We start from the raw sequence: 19,162 nt of genomic DNA on the forward strand, positions 1-19,162 counted from the left end.
ACGTGATTAGCCGTTCAATCGCCCGTGACATCGATGACAAGCATCAAGCCACCACCGCCCTGTGTCTCCACGTTGTTGTTCGTCGTGTGATGCGAGATATGGCAATGGATCAGCCATTTTCCGGGCCGTCGTGCTTGCCACAGGACGTCGTATCGCTGCCCAGGCGCGATATTGACTGTGTCAGCCAGGTAGCGAGCGGAAGGCGCAAGCGTCTCGCCGTCAACCGCTGCTACCTCAAACGGTCCGCCATGAATGTGCATGGGATGGATCGCCGTGGTGTTTGATCCTATGAACCGAACCTTCAGCGTCTGACCGACTTTCATATGAACAGTTTCGGTCGCGGGATACGATTTGCCATTGATCGTGAAGTAGTTCGGCAGCGCTCCTTCCATCGGCATCGAAGGGAAGGTCAGCCAATCCCGTTTTATCCACTCCTGAAGCTGGACCAGATATTCGGCATCGGCCGGAATGACATCCGCTGGATTTTTGGGATCGATGATGAGAGCCCCATAGAGGCCAAGCGCCTGCTGCCGGTCGACATGGTCGTGGGTGTGATAAAAATAAGTGCCCCGTTGGCCAACGGTGTATTCGTAGGAAAAGCTTTGGCCGGGTTCTATCGGCTTCTGCGTGATCATCGCCGGGCCATCCATCTCGTTGGGCAGGATCAGGCCGTGCCAATGAACGGTCGTGCTTTCCGGAAGGTAGTTTTTCACATTGATACGGACGCGGTCGCCTTCGGTTACGCGTAGCGTCGGGCCGGGCACCTGGTTGTTATAGGCGTAAGCCTCCACCGTGACGCCCGGCAAGATCGTCCATCGGATAACGGAGGCAGTGAGACCAAATACTTTCACGCCGTTCTCGATGCGAGGTTCGAGCACGGCTGCACCACGAGCATCAGCGCTTGCGGTAAAGGTCACCCCGCGCGGATCGACCGCCGCCATGTCCTTCATTGCATCACCTGGCGTATCGAAGGTCATGATCATGCCGGGAGCCATGATCGCACGACCGACGTCATGGGCACTCAGGCTCATGTTTACCTGCGTGAAGGGATAAGCATAGCCGCCAGCCAACATGATGAGCGAAAAGCCCGCCATTGCCGCGATTTGGGTCCGGGTCGGGGCGAGGGCCGGAGGCAGTTCCTCACCGTGTTGGTGACTATCCCCATGAGACATGTGCTGCTGATGAGATGCATTCAGGGTGCGATGAGCTTTCGATTGATGGCTCATTCTCATCTTGCGGCTAGCAGGACGCTCTGAAAGTTCGCGGCTAGTTGCGTCTTCCTTCTGCTCGCCGTCACGCGCAGTCATCAAACCGTGCTTCAGCTGCTTTGCCACCAGCCAGACATTGAAAGGGAAGGCGGTCGCGAACCCGACACCGATGCCGAACGCCATGACGCCCCAGAAGAGCATTTCGCCCGGCCACATTGCTCGCATGTCGCGTTCCATCATGAGGATCGCCATAACCGGTGCCATTCCGGCCATCATCGCGTTCATGCTGATGAATTCGGGCATGAAGGAGTTGCGGACGTTCTGCCAATACGTTCCGCCCATCATGTTTTTCATGAAAAGGGCCTGAAACACGAACAGCCCAACAGCAAAACCAGCAATGTATTCGATGATGATGTCCAGCCACATCGGGAGCCCGAGCACGGCGGTAATTGCCGCAGCAATAATGATGCCGGTCGCATCGCCCGCGACGCAGTGGATGGAACTTCCAATTCCTTGCTTCCAGAGCGGCTTGACGAATTCCTCGTGAGTGTTCGGCCGAGGCTCCTTGTCGGCAAGGACGTAGAGCATCAGACCGACCGGACCCAGGTAGAGCGTGACGAGGATAAAACCCCATTTCATTACGGCTGGTTCGGGATTATTGCGAAACTGGTCCCACGCGACATAGGCAGTGCTGAGTGCGGCGAGGATGAACCAAATAAAAAGAAGATAGTCGACGGGCTGAATGAACAAACGAACCTCCTCTTTTAGCTCTCGCAGGCTGAGGCTTTCCATCGTTGGAAGGTCAAGTGTGATAGGCAGAAGCAAAGGGTAGGGCCCGGCGCGTTGACCGAAAAGATGAACTTCATCATTATGGCGACGATGAATCACGGATTGCCCGCGTGCAATGAGCCAATGCGCCTGCTGATCAACGTCTTTATCGCGACGATAATGCTGCTGGGTGCGCTTGCCGCACCCAGCATCGCCGCGCCCGTTCATGATCATGCGGGTCAGGTTTCCATTAGCGCCGCTTCGACTTCCGGGGGGCACCATCGCGGTGACGGCCGATCTGTTTCGGGATCGCACTGTCAGCAGGATGGCATCGTGGCGCTGGCTCCTGAACCTCTTCATACCCGACCCACCGTTGTATTGTTTGGCATTACCGCTTCCGTCGTGATCACAGGCATTCTGGAGCCTGTCGAGCAACGTCCCCCTATCGCTTTCGTCTGAGTTTTCTTCGTTAGAAATTCCAGACCAAAGGGAAGGGCATGACTTTGCGCATGTCTCTATTTGCAAGCCACAGCAGTGGTTTATCGTCATTACCGAATATCTTGAATCAAATAGCACGGGGCTGGCAATCGCTCCGTTGGGTGGCGCTTGCCGTGGTCGCCGTGCTCCTGAGCGGCTGTGTACAGTCGCTCGACGGTCTCGGCGAAGCTTCTCATGACATTCCGCCGAAGCTGCTGGCCAGTATGCGGGCAAAAGGTATGAAGCCGGAAAGTCCGGTTCTCATCCGCATCTTCAAAATGGAAAGCGAATTGGAGGTCTGGAAAGTCGACAGCAGCGGTAAATACGCGTTGCTCAAGACTTACCCGATGTGTCGCTGGTCCGGCAAATTGGGTCCGAAAACGAAGACCGGCGACCGACAGGCACCGGAGGGATTCTACCGCGTTTCCACAGGCGGTCTGAACCCGAAATCGCAGTTCTATCTCTCCTTCAATCTCGGCTATCCGAACCGTTTGGAAGCTGCCCTTGGCTATTCCGGCGAGGCCCTGATGGTGCATGGCGCGTGTTCATCCTCGGGATGCTTTGCTTTGACCGACCAGGGTGTCGGTGAAATTTACGCTGTCATCGAAAAGGCTCTGAAGGGCGGGCAGGGCGCGTTCCAGGTGCAAGCCTATCCATTTCGCTTGACGCCGCAAAACCTTGCCGCGCATCGTGATGACTCGAACTTTGCCTTCTGGAAGAACCTCAAGGAGGGCTACGATATTTTCGAAGTTCGACGGCGCGAGCCAAGGGTTGCCGCCTGCGGCAGGAAGTACGTCTTCGACGCAGAATTCAAGGACGGCGATCCCGACGATCCGCTCGCCGCATGTCCGGTGCGCATCGATCAATCTGATCCTGCGGTCGTAGCCAAATCATCCGCTGACGAAAAGAAATACCAGGAGCTGGCTGCCAAAGGTTTCACGCCGCTGGCCTATCAGGATGGCGGAATGCATCCGAGCTTTCGTGCGCTGCTAAAGGAAAACGGCGATGTTAAGCTCGCGGAGAAGGTCTCTGTCATCAAGTATCCGATCAGTCGCCCGGCTTCGGCGTTGGCTGATCCATTCGACGGAACGGAATAACGAACCTTGTCGGGGCGTGTATTGCGCTACGTTCCGCTAGCGGCGCATCTGAAAGCGAGGACGCCATGCGAATGTTACTTGCGGGGATCATGATCGTGTTTGCTACTGCTGCCCACGCTCATAAAGCGCCGTCGGGTTTTACCTATGAGCCATATTGCTGCAACGGAAACGGTGACAGCGGCGATTGCCAGAGAATTTCGTCGAAAACTGTGCGTCCTGGCGGTGGCGGATATATAGTAACGCTTCTGCCTGGCGATCATCGCGTGGTCACGCGCAAGCACGTCTTTTCCATCCCGCAGGCCGAAACAAGAGAGTCCCCGGATGGTGCTTATCACATCTGCCTTTTTCCCAGCGAAAACAGAGTGCGTTGCTTTTTTGCTCCGCCGATGAGTTTCTGAGGTAAAGAGAGCAGCGTCCGCGCTGACTATCGCCGTGCGCTCGGCATGTCATCTGCGTCGCTCGCTGAATACGCCAGTGGCCGCTAGGATTTCGGCTGCTCTACAGGCGACGGCTCGTGAGCCGCCTTAGCCCGCTTCGATTTCACCTCGGATCAAGTTCCCGAAAAAGGCCGACCGGATCGTAGAGGAGCAACAGTCATCCGTAGGAAATGCGCCGAGAACAGCCGCGACTCTGTCGGCTGAAAAACGCGTAGATACTCAGAATCTAACCTGGGGGCCCGGTGTGACCGACCGCATTCGGCCCCCCGTTCATCTCTCTTAGCTTGATCACGTACTGCTGCGGGCGGAGCCAGATGCCGGGCGTCTTATACCCCATGGAACGTGCTATTTTCCCCACGAAGGCATTGCAGTTACTAACTGTCGCCTGCCAGAAACGGGAAGTGGCCTGCAGCTTGCGTATGTACGCAACAACTTTCCTGTATTCCGGTTCGTTCAGCGTAACGCGCCAGCTAGCCGATCTGTACCTGTCATCCAGGTCTCCGTCGCTCTCTCCGGTCTCGGCTGGCACCGGTATATAGTGGCCCAGGATGTAGGGTAAAGCGCTATTCGAAGCCGGGTGCAGACCGGCCACTTCGCGATCAATAATGTTGCCCGTCTTGCCCATACGCCCAAAAATCACGTAGGTGTGGCCGTAGCTGAGGGCATAGCGGGAACGGAACTCAATGAAAAATCGCCCTACCTTTTGTTGATGTCGCGCTGCCGTGACCACATTCCGTGGTGTCGTCGCAGAGACTGTCGGAACGGCTGCACGGTCGCCGGACGAAGAACCTGACCAAGTCTCCCCTCGCGTCGGACAAACCGCTGCTGCGAGTGCGAGCAAGGTAACAAATAACAGGCGACCGCTCATGAGCGACTCCATTCACGAACTCCGAAGTTCACACGAAGCTGGATGATTGGACGGCCACGCCGTATGCCTTCGGTCCGATCCGGTCCGGATCAAGCATTGGGGGCCGATGCAAAGCCTCCTCAGTTGCGAATTTTGGTTGTAGAGTACCACAAACAGAGCTGGCCGCATATAGAGCTAATACTCTCTAACGCTTGGCCGTTAAGTGCTGGAATGCTAAGAAGAGTGTAGTATTTCTCGTCTGCGCGTAAGCAGGGCAGAAATGAACGATGAAATCATTACACGCCGGGGGCTCGTGCTGGGCAGCTTGGCACTGATGACTTCCGGATGCACGCCTGCAATACCACAGGCTTGGCGGCCGATTTCCTCTGCCTTCGCAGCGCCCCCAAGAGTAGACCGGCGTTATAGGCGTCAGCAGGTGCCATACAATGGAAGTGAGCCGCCAGGGACCCTTGTGGTCAATACATATGAGCTCCTCTATGCTGTGGAGGAAAACGGTTGGGCAACCCGTTATGGTGTAGCGGTCGGCGAGGAGGGACTGACTCTCAAGGGTAGAGCGACCATCCAGCGAAAAGAAGTGTGGCCTTCGTGGAGGCCTAGTGAAAGTATGATGAAACGCAAGCCGCGCCTATTGCAATATGCAAGTGGCGTCCCCGGTGGACCAGACAACCCTCTTGGTGCCCGTGCGCTCTATCTCTACCGCGACGGACGCGACACCCTGTTCCGGCTGCACGGCACAAACGAGCCATGGCTAATAGGCCAAGCCGTATCGAACGGGTGCATCCGTCTAACGAACGAGGATGTCATTGGACTCTACGACCGCACTCCTTTGGGAACGACGGTCTTGGTTATCTGACGATCTGGTCGGCGTCCGATCCTCCGTCTGTGCCTTGCCTGGGTCGCACTCCTGGGCATCGCTCTGGCGTGCAAATTGGACAGTTATCATGCCTTCATCGCTCCGTTGACGAAGGCGAAAACTTACGTGCGGCCGCCTTGCCGCTCCTGATGTTTGCGCCACCCGTACCGGGTCATTCCGTGCGGTTTGTACACCGACAGCATCGTCGTTACGAGCAGTACGACGAGACCACCGGCAGCATGGATAACGAGTGAGCGCCTCAGGCCGAGTAGGTCGGTATTCAACAAGGTTGTCTCGGCCGACGCCGTCGCCATGTAGGATATTCCCTCCATCTGCAGCAGCAAGACGATCAGGGTAAAGAGGGTCAGCAGGAGTTTCACCAAGATCCAGTAGTGTCTGAACAGCCCCCATGTGGTGCCCAGTGCCTGGACGAGCCCCGTGAGCAAGGAGGCGAAAACCAAAGGCACTACGACGAACCGCGCGATCACTTCCATTCCAACATAGAGGCTGCGCATCACCTGAGCATCCTGACTGGTCAGCCCGACGACGGCGAGGGCGAGGAAGCCTGCGACCGCGCCGAGCGACCCGACCGAGGAAACGATATGCGTGATGAGAGCGATCTTGCGGAAGCCAGGGGTCATGATCATCAGCGATCACCAGCGGGTGGTCCCTGGCTGCCCGTGTCGCGGGGAGAGAGGTGGCGGCAGCCTTGCCATGTTCGAACATGCCCGTGATCACATCGATCTCTACCTGGCGTTGGCGGGCAGTCGAGGAGGAACGGTCGCTCTTGGTACAATTCGTCAGATACTTTCCGATCTGGTGCGCAACGAACTTGCCGCAAAACCCGACGCTCCATCCCCCGACCCCATCCCACGCGACCTTGTCGTCCATTACGTCGTGGGTGCTTTCATGGCGGTGCTGACCTGGTGGCTCGACGGAGGCGCGGAACTGCCGCCCCAGCGGATCGATGCAATGTTTCGCCGCCTGGTGGCCGAGGGTGTAAATGTGGCGTGCTTTTGAGGGACCAGGCGTACCGCGGATACTTCTGATGAAGTCGACGCTGTCGATCGTGGAAATCGGCTTTGAATGCGGGATTTGCCGACCAGAGCCATTTCACCCCGAATTCATTTTGTGTCATAAAGTTGGCGCTGTGTCATGACGCTTGTCGCCGCACACTGTCCCTACTTCCGGCCAAACTCTCGGTTCCCTAACCAAAACACGCCTTCGATCCCGAAGCCGATCGAAAGGGCGATTGAGGTGGTAAAGCCAAGGCCAGCCTAATCGCAGCACCCCTTGGTCTCGAATCACGCGCCGGTCTGCTGCCCCGACGAGAAACTTGCCGAGATCGGAAGACTGAAAGCCAAAGGACCCATTGCCATGATCGGCGATGGGATCAACGACGCTCCCGCACTCGCGGCCGCGTCCGTCGGCGTCGCCATGGGAGGCGGAACAGACGTCGCCCTTGAAACCGCCGACGCGGCGCTCCTCCGGGACCGCGTCACGGGCGTCGCCGATCTCGTTTCGTTGTCCCGGGAGACCATCGGAAACATCTGGCAGAACATCGGCCTGGCTCTCGGCCTCAAGGCGATCTTTCTCGTCACCACGCTCACCGGGGTCACCACGCTCTGGATGGCGATCCCCGCGGACACGGGCGACCGTTCTCGTTACTGCAAACGCGCTGGCCTTCTCACCTACCGTTCCAGGAGATAGGAAGGTTTCATTTGCCCACGTCCAGATCAATCCGAGTTCTTGCCCATGTTGGCGTCCTTCCGGCGTCCGCGGTAGGCGGCCGAATGAAAGGAGGATTTCATGATGAACGACATGATGGGCGGCTGGATAACGTGGGGCATGGGGCTCGCGGGCCTTATCGGGATCGTCGTGATCGTTCTCTTGATCGCGGCGCTCGTCAAATATCTGTTCTTTCGCTGACGCATGCGCCCGTATCGGCGACCGGCGATTACGTCGCAGCCGACCTGATAGGATGAGGCGCGATAATGGCTTGTTTTTAACGTCGTTCGGCGTAATTGTTCGTGTCATGAGACACTGGCCGGCTCGAAAGCCGTTCGCTTTGCTCCTCGCGGTCTTTATCGCCGCGGGGATGAGCCTGTCAGTCGCTCAGGCAAGCAGCATGGCCGCGACGATGGCGACAATGTCCGAGATGGACGTGCCGGATCATGGAGACTGTCGGGACTGCCCCGACCAGCCCGGTGACAACGGCATGAAGGCGATGGCCTGCACAAATGTCTGCACCGCCCCGGTTCTTGCGACGCTGCCCGTTGCAGCGGTTCCCGTATTGGTCGGCGAGGAGGCCGCTTCCATTGTAGCGGGCGATCCGCCTTTGCACGGCAGGGCATTACCCCCCGAGCCCCATCCGCCCCGAACCTCCGACATCGGCTGATGTCCGGCTGTCGCTTCAAAGCGCCAGTGCCGGACAAGCGAACGCATGCGCATCTGTCTTGCGCCAAGCGACCAATAAGGTGAGAGAAACCGATCAAGGGCCGATGCGTTCCGTCATCCACGATGATTGGAAGGATCGAATGTGAATACCGAATCCAATAGCCTAGTGTCGCGCCGGGGATTGCTCCGGACTGGCGCTGGCCTCCTGCTGGCGACCGCATTGCCGCCATTGCCGGGACGCGCGTCGGGGTCCAGCGAGTATCGGATCGTCGCGGCGGCAGCCCGTGCGCGTCTTGCTGGTGCAGGTCGCCCGGAAACCGATGTCTGGGCCTATGACGGGACCATACCAGGATCGCTTGTGCGCCTGCGCCAAGGCGAGAAAGCCCGTCTCGTCGTCGAAAACCAACTTAACCAGGAAACCACCGTCCACTGGCATGGCATCAGGTTGCCCAACGCCATGGACGGCGTGCCCGGCCTGACGCAGCCGCCGATCAAGCCAGGCGAGAGCTTCGTCTACGAATTCACCCCGCCCGATGCCGGGACGTTCTGGTACCACCCGCACGCCAACAGCCTGGAACAACTCGGGCGCGGCCTTTCCGGACCGGTGATCGTCGCGGAGCGCGAAGCCGTCCCGGTCGATCGTGATATTCTCTGGTTTCTCACCGATTGGCGACTGAACGAGGAAGGCGGGATCGCCTCCGGCTTCGGCAACCGGATGGAGGCGGCTATGTCCGGCCGCGTCGGCAACACCTTCACGCTGAACGGTCGGGTCTCGGAGGCGGAAGCGTTCCGGGCAGGGGAACGTATCCGTCTGCGCCTCGCCAACGGATCGCTCGCGCGGATCATGGCGCTGCGTTTCGAAGGGCATCGGCCCGTGATCGTGGCGATCGACGGCCAGCCCTGCGATGCGCACGAACCCGAGGGCGGCCGCATCCTGCTCGGCCCCGCTATGCGCGTCGACATCCTGCTCGACATGCAGGGAGAGCCGGGGCGGCGCTACGGCGTCGTCGACGACTTCTACGATGGCCTGTCATATCGACTGACGCAGCTCGCCTACGACGAGAGACCGCCCCTCCGCGAGCATCCACTCGATGCCTCGTTTGACCTCCCACGCAACCCCTTGCCGGAACCCGACCCTGCCACGGCCGAACATCACGACCTGACGCTTCAAGGCGGCATGATGAGCGGCATGGGAGCCATGCAAGGTGGGGGTATGATGCACGGCATGACGGGCATGGGCCGCGGCCCTGTCTGGGCGGTCAACGGCATGTCGATGACAGGCGACGGCCATGCCGGAATGGAGCCAGCCCTCACGTTCCAACGCGGCCGCAGCATCATGCTGGCGATGCGCAACGAAACCGCCTGGTGGCATCCGATGCATTTCCATGGGCACAGCCTGCGGGTGCTGAGCCGCAACGGCAAACCTGTCCCGCATCGCCAGTGGCAGGACACCGTGCTGATGGCCCCGAGGGACGTCGTCGACGTCGCTTTCGTCGCCGACAATCCCGGCGACTGGATGCTGCATTGCCATATCATGGACCACCAAATGGCAGGCTTGATGACCGTGCTGCGCGTCGCCTGAACCAAACCGACTTACAGAGGAGAACCAAAATGAACCGTACAATCCGCTTCACCAGCCTCACCGCTCTCATCGCCTTCGCGACACCCGCACTCGCCGATCCGATTCAGGCGACGCTCTTCAAGAACCCGCAGTGCGGCTGCTGCGAGGGCTATGCCGCCTATCTCCGCGAAAACGGCTTCAACGTCGAGGTGAAGCCCACCAACGACCTTCTGGAGATCAGCCACAAGGCGGGCGTTCCGGAAGGAATGGAGGGCTGCCACACCATGTTCATCGACGGCTATGTGATCGATGGTCACGTGCCGGTGAACGTTGTCCGGAAGCTCCTTACCGAGAAGCCCGCGATCGCCGGCATCACCCTGCCGGGAATGCCGATGGGATCGCCTGGCATGACTGGCACGAAGACTGAAAAATTCGTGATCTACACCGTGCCAAAGGACGGCAAGGCACAGGAGGTTTACGCGACGGAATGACCAGGATGCCCCGCACCGTCTTAGCTGACCGATCCGGCGCGTCCGCCCCGCGGCGACGGCTGCTGCTTCTCCTGGCGGTCCTGGGCTTCGCCGGGCTTGCGGGCATGTTTATGCTCCGCGCCCCCGTCGGTCCGGCGCTTGAGGGCACTCCGAAAGGCTTCGCGCTCAGCGATGTCCCGACGCCCGTGCCGGATGTCCGGTTCACCGATGGCGAGGGGCGGCCGCGCGCGCTCGCGGATTTCCGCGGCAAGGTCGTGTTGTTGAACGTGTGGGCGACCTGGTGCCTGCCATGCCGCACGGAGATGCCCACACTCGATCGGCTGCAGGCGGCGCTGGGCGGCGGCGGCTTTGAGGTCGTCGCCCTCTCGGTCGACCGGCAGGGATCGGAGACAGTGAAAGCGTTCTACTCGGAGATCGGGGTGCGGAACCTCGCCGTGCGCGTCGACGCCAGCGGTCAGGCGCTCTCCGGCCTTGCGGCGGTCGGATTGCCTACGACAATCCTGATCGACGCCGAGGGGCGCGAACTCGGCCGTCTGATGGGTCCCGCCGAATGGGACGCGAAGGACATGGTCGCGTTCCTCAAGCCGATCGTCGAAAGGGAGGCGGGAGGCATGGCCGTCCCCGAGAAAAAGGAAAGTACGCCATGATCGACTCTTCTTCCGGACTCTTCACCCTTTCCTCGTCGCGCATCCTGCAATTGGCAGCGCTGGCGATCGCCACGATGATCGCGTTGATCGCCCACGCCTCGGCGCACTCGCTCGAGGAGGTCGACCAGGACCTCCGTGATAAGGAGAAATATTTCCAGGCAATCGACAGCGAAGCGCCGGGTTTCTCGCTGCGGGACGCGGGCGGGCATGTCGTCAACCTTTCCGATCTCCGCGGCAAGGTCGTCGTCCTGAATTTCGTCTACACCAACTGTCCGGACGTCTGCCCGCTCCACGCGGAACGGATCGCCGAGATTCAGAAGATGGTCAACCAGACGCCGATGAAGGAGATGGTCGAGTTCGTCACCATCACCACGGACCCGAAGCGCGACAACGGCCCAGTCCTCAGCGACTATGGCGAGGCGCACGGACTCGAACCCGTAAACTGGGTTTTCCTGACGTCTGCGGCGGACAGGCCCGAGGACACGACCCGCAAGATCGCCGTGGCCTACGGTCTCAAATTCATCGAAGGCGAGGACGGCATGCAGATGCACGGGATCGTCACCCACGTGATCGACCAGGACGGCCGTCTCCGCGCCCGGTTTCACGGGCTGAAGTTCGAGCCGGTCAATCTTGTCGTCTTCATCAATGCGCTGACAAACCGGACCCAAAAACCGCATCCGCACCCGCAGCCCGGCTTCTGGGACAAGCTCAAAGGATCGCTTCCATGGTAGCAGACGCGCCGAAAGATTTGCCATCCGGTTCGCCCGTGTCGAACCCCGACATTGGAAAGCGGCCGGGGGGCTTGCGACCCTTGGTGTTCGCCTCTTTTACGCTGGCCGGGCTGTCGGTCGTGTTCTCCGCCCTGGCGCTGCTGTTCGCGGCGGGAATTCTTCCACCGCTTCGCGGTACCGACGATCTCGAGCGTCAACTGCGTGCCTATCTGCTCAACAACCCCGGGGTGATCGTCGAATCCGTGCAAGGCATGGAGGCCCGCCAACAGGCCGCGGCCCAGAGCGAAGCGACCGCCGTCATCGCGCAACGACGCGATGAAATCTTCAACGATCCATATTCGCCGGTCGGGGCGAATCCTCGGGGCGACGCCGTCGTCGTGGAGTTCTTCGACTACAACTGCCCTTACTGCCGTCAGGCGACGCCGATGCTCGACAAACTCGAGCAGGAGGACAAGGGACTGCGCCTAGTTTTCAAGGAATATCCGATCCTCGGTCCGGGCTCGGTCTTCGCCGCCCGAGCCGCGCTCGCAAGCCAGAAGCAGGGCAAATACCTCGCTTTCCACAAGGCGATGATGGCCTACGAGGGCCGCATAACGGAAACCTCCAGCCTCGAAGTCGCGGCCGATGTCGGTCTCGATGTCGACCAATTGAAGCAAGACATGACGGACCCGGCAATTGACGAGACCATCAGGCGCAATATCGCGCTCGCACAGGCGTTGCACATCGCGGGTACGCCGAGCTTCGTCGCAGGCCAGGAGATCGTGCGAGGTCTGAGCGACGCTGACGGGATCAAGCGGCTGATCGCACTAGCACGAGGGAGCTAGGCACCGATGTCGGCGAGGATGGTTCTCTTCTCAGTGATGGGGATTGCCTTGGCGGGCTTCGGACTCGTAGGGGCATGGCCCTGGCTGGCCGCTCAGACTTCGAGCGGCGATGCCTCGTTCACCACAGTCGCGCTGGGGAAGACGCTCTATGCCAAGCATTGCGCCACCTGTCACGGCGCGAACCTCGAAGGCCAGCGGGACTGGAAAAGCCTGCTGTCCTCCGGACGCATGCCCGCGCCGCCGCACGATGCATCCGGACACACCTGGCATCATGCCGACGGCGTGCTCTTCCGTATCACCGAGGAAGGAACGGCAGCGGTTGTTGGCGGGAGCTACCAAAGCGATATGCGGGGCTTCGGGGATATCATGAGCGACGACGATATCCGCGCCGTCATCGCCTACATCAAAAGTACTTGGCCGGAGCGGGAGCGCGAGTATCAGGCGGAAATGAGCCGTCGTGAGCGGGAAACAACTCAGTGACAGACCGCGTTCGCCATTCGGATTTGTTACTTCGGCCGAGCGCCGCCTTCGTACATGAAGGTCATCGGCTTCGGCCCTCGCATGTAGCCCGTCTCGATCCGATCGATCCGAAAGCCAGCATCCTCGATCATCGATCGTATCGGCCGGTTGAGATGACAGCCACCGCTGATGCGCCGCCAGATCGGCGTAAGGCTATCCTGCCACCACCGAACACCACGGTCAGGCGACAGGCCATGCTCGACGAATAGCAGCCTGCCCTGAGGTTTCAGGACGCGGCGCATTTCCAAGAGCGCCGAATGCGATCTAGGAATAGTGCACAAGGTCCACGTCGTCACGACCGTGTCTACGCTGCGGTCGTCGAGCGGAATTGCTTCCGCAGACGCTTCGATGAAATTCACCTGCATCCCGGAATTCAGAACATCACGGGCCATGGCGAGCAGGTTTGGGTCAGGCTCGAGCGCCAAAATCTCTCGGACGGCCTTACGGTAAAATGGCAGGTTCAGGCCCGAACCGCAGCCGATCTCAAGCACGCGACCTTCTGCAGCGCCGATCACTCGCTCGCGATAGGGGCGCAAGCGCTCGTTGCGCATGGAAAGATCGCAGAGCTTCGGCAGGATGACGTCTCTGTAAATGCCCATGGATCGCTCCTCTCATATCGAGTTTCTCGCAGGTCCGGAATTGTGGCAAGTGATACGGCAAATAAACGCGCCTCGCGGCCGAACGAAGCCTTCCGCGGGTTGGCTCCGAACGAATATTAGTCGATCCCGAATGCCGCGTGGCCACTGCTTGCTTTTGGAGAGGGAATCGGGCTGCCATAGGAGACTCCGGGAGCCGCGGTGACCAGTTCCTCGTACCAATCCAAGATCACGCGCCTTGAAAAAGCGATCGTTGATTTACGGAAGAAGGACGCACAACGCAAAGGTCAACAAGACGACAAGCGACCGTCAAGTCGAAATCGGCGTCCACGATTTCCTCCACGTCAGGGAGGATATTGGTGACTCATGGCAACTGAGTCGAGTTCTGGATTGGTTCCTTGTAATCGGGATCGAGAGCCAGATTGATCAAATGGGCCAGGCGAAATCCGGCTTGGCGAACACGCTCCTGGGCGATAGGCGCGAATTTTTCCAGGTAGGTTTGGGTGATCTGGACCCTCTTGAACGGCGCTCCCTCAACAAGCTTGGGTTCCGTGTCTGTGTACTGACACAAATCGCCGACTTTGATGCAGTAAAGGACGTACGGATCGATCGTGATCTGGAACGACTCGTTCGCCCATACCGCCGGGTCCGTCCCCACCACCGCTTTTTCTTCGGTCAGGGTTGTATTGACGAGGAGGGTATCAACAGCTCGGTAAGTGATGGTTCTCTCGCTCCAGTCGGACCGATAATCCGCTCGTTGCCGTACCCTTTCGAACATTCCAGCTTCAAGGACACAGTCGTGGTTTCCGAGGATCAGCGCGGACCCTGGTTGATCCTTGATGGTGTCAATGACCAGCTGCATCGCCTGTCGGCTATCGGGACCTCGGTCGATAATGTCGCCGAGGAAAACTACGCCTATTCGAACCCGCCTAACGTAGCCTCAATCAAAATCGAGCGCAGAAGTCCTTCCAGAAGGTCTGCACGGCCATGGACGTCGCCAACTGCGTAAGTGTGTTTATCGGTCATCTGATCCCTCGGGTTGAGGGCACTTGTAAGCCCATGAGATGACTGAAAGGTTCGCGCGGCGGGTAAACGGTGCGTAACGAGGTGATTGCGCCGAGCTTGGATTGTCGGAACCTGGCTCGCTGGTCCTTGATGGCGGCATTGAGTTGGGAGCGTGACCGCGTAGCAAAGGGGGAAGAACCCGGTGTCCACCTTCCGAAAATCCGCGAAAATTTGATGAATGCTCGGGAAGCGATACTTGCGAATTGCAAAGCTGCACCCTGCTAAGTTCTACGCTCGCGACCACGAGTGGAAGCGGCGGCTGCCGGCAGCGGCGTCACCGAAGCTCGCCAGCGAAATCGCGAACTGTCCCTTCAAGACTGATTGCAAGAAGGCACCCGAACGTCGTTCGGGTGCCTTCTTCATTGGGGTCATCAACGACGGGACCGTGGCAAAAGTGTCGTCCAACTAATCCTGCACTCGTCGCGTTGGATTACCGCAACGCCTTCTCCTGCCTGAGTGGACGCATTTCTAAGGGTACGTCAGACGCAAATCAGGGGCTTAGACGCATTTCTTCAGGCACGGGACAAGTACGATGAGTAATCAAGAGCACCCACTTGTACTTCCACACGTATCGCACTTCTCGCAGGTCCCATTCCGCACCATCGTGAAGTTCTGGCACTCGGTGCACATATTGCCCGTGTAGCCCTGCATGATGGAGCGGGCGCGGCGTTCGGCTTCGACCTTCTTGGCTTCGGTCTTGGCAGAGGCTGCGTCGGCAGCGGCGGCGTCGGTGAAGAGCGTGCTGGATTCCTCAGCGATCTCTTCGGCGATTTCCTCCGCCAGTTCCTTGGCGCGCTCCTCGTAATCGCGCTTGAAGGCGACGACTTCGGAGGAGGCGGCGACGGTTTCGAGTTTGCGCACGGTGTTGCCGGCAATCGCCGTGATCGTCGCGCCCGAGGAGGCGCGGACAGGGGCGGCGGTTGCAGCACCCTTGATCTCCGATGCCGCGCGCTCGGTCGAGTTTCCGGAAACCAGCGTCGGCTTATAGCCGCGAGTCAGGCCCTTGGAGACGACGTCCGCCTTGCCTTCCGACACGCCGCGGCCGAGCGCCGTGTTGTTGAAGTCGGACGTATCGACATGCGCCAGATCGTGGCGGCCGAGATAGGAGATGGCGAGTTCGCGGAACACGTAGTCGAGGATCGACGTGGCATTCTTGATCGCGTCGTTGCCAGTGACGATGCCCGCCGGCTCGAACTTCGTGAAGGTGAAGGCATCGACATATTCCTCGAGCGGCACGCCGTATTGCAGGCCGAGCGAGACCGAGATCGCGAAGTTGTTGATGAACGCACGAAGGGCCGAACCTTCCTTGTTCATGTCGAGGAAGATCTCGCCGAGGCGGCCGTCGTCATATTCGCCGGTGCGCAGGAAAATCGTGTGGCCGCCGATCTTTGCCTTCTGGGTGTAGCCCTTGCGGCGGCCCGGCAGCTTTTCCTGGCTGCGCACGACCTTCTCGATCACCCGCTCGATGATCTTCTCGGTGACGGTGACGGCCTGGGCGGCGGCTGGCTGGGCCAGCAGTTCCTCCAGCGCGTCCTCGTCGCCTTCGTCCTCGATCAGCGAAGCGTTTAGCGGCTGCGACAGCTTCGAGCCGTCGCGGTAAAGCGCGTTGGCCTTGAGGCCGAGCTTCCAGGAGAGCATGTAGGCGCTCTTGCAATCGTCGACGGTTGCATCGTTCGGCATGTTGATCGTCTTGGAGATCGCACCCGAGATGAAGGGCTGGGCAGCCGCCATCATGCGGATGTGGCTTTCGACCGAGAGATAACGCTTGCCGATCTTGCCGCAAGGATTGGCGCAATCGAAGACGGCGAGGTGCTCGTTCTTGAGGAACGGAGCGCCTTCCAGCGTCATCGCACCGCAAACATGGATGTTTGCAGCCTCGATGTCCTTCTTCGAGAAGCCCATATGGTCGAGCAGGTTGAAGCTCATGTCGGCAAGCTGCTCGTCGGAGACCTTCAGCGTGCCCTTCAGGAAGTCGAGCCCAAGCGTCCACTGGTTGAAGACGAACTTGATGTCGAAAGCGGACTTCAGCGCAGCGTTGACGGCCTCGACCTTCTCGTCGGTGAAGCCCTTGGCCTTCAGCGTCGAGGGGTTGATGGCGGGCGCCTGGTTCAGATTGCCGTGGCCGACGGCGTAGGCTTCGATCTCGGCAATCTGGCTTTCGGAATAGCCGAGCGTGCGCAGCGCTTCCGGTACGGCACGGTTGATGATCTTGAAGTAACCGCCGCCGGCAAGCTTCTTGAACTTGACGAGCGCGAAGTCGGGCTCGATGCCGGTCGTGTCGCAATCCATGACGAGGCCGATCGTTCCGGTCGGCGCAATCACGGTTGCCTGGGCGTTGCGGTAGCCGTGCTTTTCGCCGAGTTCCAGTGCCTTGTCCCAAGCGCTCTTGGCGTGCGCGGCGAGATCCTGGTCCGGGTTTTCGCCGTGGATGAGGGCGACCGGGTTGATCGACAGGCCTTCATAGCCGGACGTCTCGCCATAGGCGGCGCGGCGATGGTTGCGGATGACGCGCAGCATGTTCTCGCGGTTCGGCGCAAACATCGGGAACGGGCCGAGTTCGGCGGCCATTTCCGCCGAGGTGGCATAGGAAATGCCGGTCATGATCGCCGTCAGGGAGCCTGCGATGGCGCGGGCTTCGTCGCTGTCGTAAGGAATGCCGGACGACATCAGCAGGCCGCCGATATTGGCATAGCCGAGACCGATCGTGCGGTATTCGTAGGAGAGCTCGGCAATGCGGCGCGACGGGAACTGCGCCATCATCACGGATATTTCGAGCACGACGCTCCACAGACGCACGGCATGCTCGTAGTCGGCGATGTTGATGCGCTTTGTCGCCGCATCCTTGAACTGCATGAGGTTCAAGGAGGCAAGGTTGCAGGCCGTGTCGTCGAGGAACATGTATTCCGAGCACGGGTTGGAGGCGCGGATCGGGCCGGCGGCCGGGCTGGTGTGCCAGTCGTTCATCGTCGTGTTGAAGTGCAGGCCCGGATCGGCCGATGCCCAGGCGGCATAGGAGATCGTCTCCCAGAGGTCGCGGGCCTTCAGCGTCTTCATGACCTTACCGTCCTTGCGGGCCGTCAGGTTCCAGTCGCCATCGGCTTCGACGGCGCGCAGGAAGTCGTCGCGGATCGAGACCGAGTTGTTGGAGTTCTGGCCGGAAACGGTGAGGTAGGCTTCACTATCCCAGTCCGTGTCGTAGGTCTTGAACTCCATGTCCTTGTAGCCCTGGCGGGCGAACTGGATGACGCGGCTCACATAGTTTTCCGGGACCTGGTCCTTCTTGGCGGCGCGGATTTCGCGCTTGAGGGCAGGGTTCTTGGACGGGTCGAAGCAATCCGCATCGGCGCCGCCTTCGCAATTGAAGCAGGCCTTCATGATCGCCTTCAGGTGCTTGGCGACGATCTTCGAACCGGTGACGAGGGCTGCAACCTTCTGCTCTTCCTTGACCTTCCAGTTGATGTATTCCTCGATGTCCGGATGATCGATGTCGACGACGACCATCTTGGCCGCACGGCGCGTGGTGCCGCCCGACTTGATGGCGCCCGCCGCACGGTCGCCGATCTTCAGGAAGCTCATCAGGCCGGAGGAGCGGCCGCCGCCGGAAAGCTTTTCGCCTTCGCCGCGCAGATACGAGAAGTTGGAGCCGGTGCCGGAGCCGTACTTGAAGAGGCGGGCTTCGCGAACCCAGAGGTCCATGATGCCGCCTTCGTTGACGAGGTCGTCCTCGACCGACTGGATGAAGCAGGCATGCGGCTGGGGATGCTCGTAGGCCGACTTGGACTTCGTCAGCTTGCCGGTGAAGGGGTCGACGTAGAAGTGGCCCTGGCCGGGGCCGTCAATGCCGTAGGCCCAGTGCATGCCGGTGTTGAACCACTGCGGGGAGTTCGGGGCGACGCGTTGGGTAGCGAGCATGTAGGCGAGTTCGTCGCGAAAGGCAGAGGCATCCTCCTCGGACGAGAAGTAGCCGCCCTTCCAGCCCCAGTAGGTCCAGGTGCCGGCCAGACGGTCGAAGACCTGGCGCGCATCGATTTCGGAGCCGTACTGCTGGTCCTTCGGCAGCTCCTTGAGGGCTGCCTCATCGGCAACCGAACGCCACAGGAAGGAGGGAACGTCGTTTTCGTCGACCTTCTTCAGCCTTGCCGGAACGCCGGCCTTGCGGAAATATTTCTGGGCAAGGATGTCGGCCGCGACTTGGGAGAACTGCGCGGGAACGTCGATATTCTCAAGGCGGAAGACGATCGAACCGTCGGGGTTCTTGATCTCGCTCGTCGCCTTGCGGAATTCGATGTCCGCGTAAGCGCTCTGGCCTGCCTTTGTGAAACGGCGTTCTATGCGCATGTCCTTGCACCTCTGTTTGCGCGCCCCATCCCCGTTGACCAGGACGCAAGTTTCCTCATCCGGCAGCGCCGGAAGATGCGCAGCCAGTTCTCGTTTCCGTACCGTCACAGGAGTGTCATCCGGAGATGTCTTTCCTGTATCTTGTGGTGATGGTGGCTGCAAACACTAAATATAGTATTAACAGCTTATTATCGCCAGCCCCGGATGTCACTTTTTTGGAGGTCAAAAATCGCGCAAAAGTCCCCTCACGGCTGCCATCCATCATGGATGCAACACCCTGATTCC

General features: G+C 59.8%; 18 protein-coding genes and 1 pseudogene. 13 read left to right on the top strand and 6 right to left on the bottom strand.

What is annotated here, in order from left to right:
* Nucleotides 1-14 precede the first annotated feature (14 nt).
* Nucleotides 15-1,958: a multicopper oxidase domain-containing protein gene (locus QA644_RS06525; RefSeq protein WP_283072341.1), complete on the bottom strand. Its 1,944-nt coding sequence runs from the start codon at nt 1,956-1,958 to the stop codon at nt 15-17.
* Between the two features lie 515 nt (nt 1,959-2,473).
* Here QA644_RS06525 and QA644_RS06530 point away from each other — a divergent pair.
* Nucleotides 2,474-3,550 carry a murein L,D-transpeptidase family protein gene (locus QA644_RS06530; protein WP_283071559.1) on the top strand — a complete coding sequence of 359 codons (1,077 nt, stop codon included), beginning with the start codon at nt 2,474-2,476 and terminating at the stop codon, nt 3,548-3,550.
* A gap of 65 nt (nt 3,551-3,615) precedes the next feature.
* The gene (locus QA644_RS06535; protein WP_283071560.1) at nt 3,616-3,948 is read left to right on the top strand and encodes a hypothetical protein; all 333 of its coding nucleotides are present in this window, start codon (nt 3,616-3,618) and stop codon (nt 3,946-3,948) included.
* A gap of 265 nt (nt 3,949-4,213) precedes the next feature.
* Here the strand turns inward: QA644_RS06535 and QA644_RS06540 are convergent, their stop codons facing one another.
* Nucleotides 4,214-4,867, bottom strand: coding sequence for a hypothetical protein (locus QA644_RS06540; RefSeq protein ID WP_239599188.1), 654 nt, complete (start codon nt 4,865-4,867; stop codon nt 4,214-4,216).
* Nucleotides 4,868-5,114: 247 nt separating this feature from the next.
* Between QA644_RS06540 and QA644_RS06545 the strand changes: the two genes are divergently transcribed.
* A complete protein-coding gene (locus QA644_RS06545; RefSeq protein ID WP_283071561.1) occupies nt 5,115-5,708 on the top strand; it encodes a L,D-transpeptidase in 594 nt (197 codons plus the stop codon).
* Between the two features lie 122 nt (nt 5,709-5,830).
* Here QA644_RS06545 and QA644_RS06550 read toward each other — a convergent pair whose 3' ends face one another.
* Complete coding sequence (locus QA644_RS06550; protein ID WP_283071562.1) at nt 5,831-6,355, bottom strand: hypothetical protein; 525 nt, start codon at nt 6,353-6,355, stop codon at nt 5,831-5,833.
* On the opposite strand from QA644_RS06550, the gene QA644_RS06555 reads away from it, so the two are divergent.
* The 9 genes and pseudogenes from QA644_RS06555 to QA644_RS06595 all read left to right on the top strand — a co-directional run bounded on the left by QA644_RS06555 (nt 6,348) and on the right by QA644_RS06595 (nt 12,839).
* Entirely contained in the window at nt 6,348-6,728 is a 381-nt protein-coding gene (locus QA644_RS06555; protein ID WP_283071563.1) for a TetR-like C-terminal domain-containing protein, read from the top strand. The two genes, QA644_RS06550 and QA644_RS06555, sit on opposite strands and share 8 nt — an antisense overlap.
* A gap of 260 nt (nt 6,729-6,988) precedes the next feature.
* Nucleotides 6,989-7,521: pseudogene (locus QA644_RS06560) on the top strand (HAD-IC family P-type ATPase); the annotation flags it as partial.
* A 336-nt stretch (nt 7,522-7,857) separates the two neighbouring features.
* On the top strand, nt 7,858-8,106 hold the full coding sequence (locus tag QA644_RS06565; protein WP_283071564.1) for a hypothetical protein: 249 nt from the start codon (nt 7,858-7,860) through the stop codon (nt 8,104-8,106).
* Between the two features lie 141 nt (nt 8,107-8,247).
* Nucleotides 8,248-9,687, top strand: coding sequence for a multicopper oxidase family protein (locus QA644_RS06570; protein ID WP_283071566.1), 1,440 nt, complete (start codon nt 8,248-8,250; stop codon nt 9,685-9,687).
* A gap of 29 nt (nt 9,688-9,716) precedes the next feature.
* A complete protein-coding gene (locus QA644_RS06575) occupies nt 9,717-10,157 on the top strand; it encodes a DUF411 domain-containing protein (RefSeq protein ID WP_239599183.1) in 441 nt (146 codons plus the stop codon).
* A complete protein-coding gene (locus tag QA644_RS06580) occupies nt 10,154-10,804 on the top strand; it encodes a TlpA disulfide reductase family protein (protein ID WP_283071568.1) in 651 nt (216 codons plus the stop codon). Before QA644_RS06575 ends, QA644_RS06580 begins: the two co-directional genes overlap by 4 nt.
* Nucleotides 10,801-11,535, top strand: a complete 735-nt coding sequence (locus QA644_RS06585; RefSeq protein ID WP_283071570.1) for an SCO family protein — start codon at nt 10,801-10,803, stop codon at nt 11,533-11,535. The genes QA644_RS06580 and QA644_RS06585 overlap by 4 nt, the downstream gene beginning before the upstream one ends.
* On the top strand, nt 11,529-12,359 hold the full coding sequence (locus QA644_RS06590) for a DsbA family protein (protein WP_283071571.1): 831 nt from the start codon (nt 11,529-11,531) through the stop codon (nt 12,357-12,359). Before QA644_RS06585 ends, QA644_RS06590 begins: the two co-directional genes overlap by 7 nt.
* Nucleotides 12,360-12,365: 6 nt before the next feature.
* On the top strand, nt 12,366-12,839 hold the full coding sequence (locus QA644_RS06595; protein WP_283071572.1) for a cytochrome c: 474 nt from the start codon (nt 12,366-12,368) through the stop codon (nt 12,837-12,839).
* 26 nt (nt 12,840-12,865) lie between these two features.
* Here the strand turns inward: QA644_RS06595 and QA644_RS06600 are convergent, their stop codons facing one another.
* Both QA644_RS06600 and QA644_RS06605 read right to left on the bottom strand, forming a co-directional pair.
* On the bottom strand, nt 12,866-13,477 hold the full coding sequence (locus tag QA644_RS06600) for a class I SAM-dependent methyltransferase (RefSeq protein WP_283071573.1): 612 nt from the start codon (nt 13,475-13,477) through the stop codon (nt 12,866-12,868).
* A 361-nt stretch (nt 13,478-13,838) separates the two neighbouring features.
* Complete coding sequence (locus QA644_RS06605) at nt 13,839-14,336, bottom strand: hypothetical protein (protein ID WP_283071575.1); 498 nt, start codon at nt 14,334-14,336, stop codon at nt 13,839-13,841.
* 399 nt (nt 14,337-14,735) lie between these two features.
* Here QA644_RS06605 and QA644_RS06610 point away from each other — a divergent pair, with 399 nt between their 5' ends.
* Nucleotides 14,736-14,948 carry a hypothetical protein gene (locus QA644_RS06610; protein ID WP_283071576.1) on the top strand — a complete coding sequence of 71 codons (213 nt, stop codon included), beginning with the start codon at nt 14,736-14,738 and terminating at the stop codon, nt 14,946-14,948.
* A 131-nt stretch (nt 14,949-15,079) separates the two neighbouring features.
* Here QA644_RS06610 and QA644_RS06615 read toward each other — a convergent pair whose 3' ends face one another.
* Entirely contained in the window at nt 15,080-18,877 is a 3,798-nt protein-coding gene (locus QA644_RS06615) for a vitamin B12-dependent ribonucleotide reductase (protein ID WP_283071577.1), read from the bottom strand.
* Nucleotides 18,878-19,162: the final 285 nt, after the last annotated feature.

The organism is Rhizobium sp. CC1099 (genome assembly GCF_029714385.1).
Lineage (GTDB): Bacteria > Pseudomonadota > Alphaproteobacteria > Rhizobiales > Rhizobiaceae > Rhizobium.

Excerpts from the sequence above, each read along its gene's own strand:
- QA644_RS06530 (WP_283071559.1), top strand. The coding sequence starts at position 2,474 with ATGACTTTGCGCATGTCTCTATTTGCAAGCCACAGCAGTGGTTTATCG.
- QA644_RS06535 (WP_283071560.1), top strand. The coding sequence starts at position 3,616 with ATGCGAATGTTACTTGCGGGGATCATGATCGTGTTTGCTACTGCTGCC.
- QA644_RS06540 (WP_239599188.1), bottom strand. The coding sequence starts at position 4,867 with ATGGAGTCGCTCATGAGCGGTCGCCTGTTATTTGTTACCTTGCTCGCA.
- QA644_RS06545 (WP_283071561.1), top strand. The coding sequence starts at position 5,115 with ATGAACGATGAAATCATTACACGCCGGGGGCTCGTGCTGGGCAGCTTG.
- QA644_RS06555 (WP_283071563.1), top strand. The coding sequence starts at position 6,348 with ATGATCATCAGCGATCACCAGCGGGTGGTCCCTGGCTGCCCGTGTCGC.
- QA644_RS06550 (WP_283071562.1), bottom strand. The coding sequence starts at position 6,355 with ATGATCATGACCCCTGGCTTCCGCAAGATCGCTCTCATCACGCATATC.
- QA644_RS06565 (WP_283071564.1), top strand. The coding sequence starts at position 7,858 with ATGTCCGAGATGGACGTGCCGGATCATGGAGACTGTCGGGACTGCCCC.
- QA644_RS06575 (WP_239599183.1), top strand. The coding sequence starts at position 9,717 with ATGAACCGTACAATCCGCTTCACCAGCCTCACCGCTCTCATCGCCTTC.
- QA644_RS06580 (WP_283071568.1), top strand. The coding sequence starts at position 10,154 with ATGACCAGGATGCCCCGCACCGTCTTAGCTGACCGATCCGGCGCGTCC.
- QA644_RS06585 (WP_283071570.1), top strand. The coding sequence starts at position 10,801 with ATGATCGACTCTTCTTCCGGACTCTTCACCCTTTCCTCGTCGCGCATC.
- QA644_RS06590 (WP_283071571.1), top strand. The coding sequence starts at position 11,529 with ATGGTAGCAGACGCGCCGAAAGATTTGCCATCCGGTTCGCCCGTGTCG.
- QA644_RS06595 (WP_283071572.1), top strand. The coding sequence starts at position 12,366 with ATGTCGGCGAGGATGGTTCTCTTCTCAGTGATGGGGATTGCCTTGGCG.
- QA644_RS06600 (WP_283071573.1), bottom strand. The coding sequence starts at position 13,477 with ATGGGCATTTACAGAGACGTCATCCTGCCGAAGCTCTGCGATCTTTCC.
- QA644_RS06605 (WP_283071575.1), bottom strand. The coding sequence starts at position 14,336 with ATGCAGCTGGTCATTGACACCATCAAGGATCAACCAGGGTCCGCGCTG.
- QA644_RS06615 (WP_283071577.1), bottom strand. The coding sequence starts at position 18,877 with ATGCGCATAGAACGCCGTTTCACAAAGGCAGGCCAGAGCGCTTACGCG.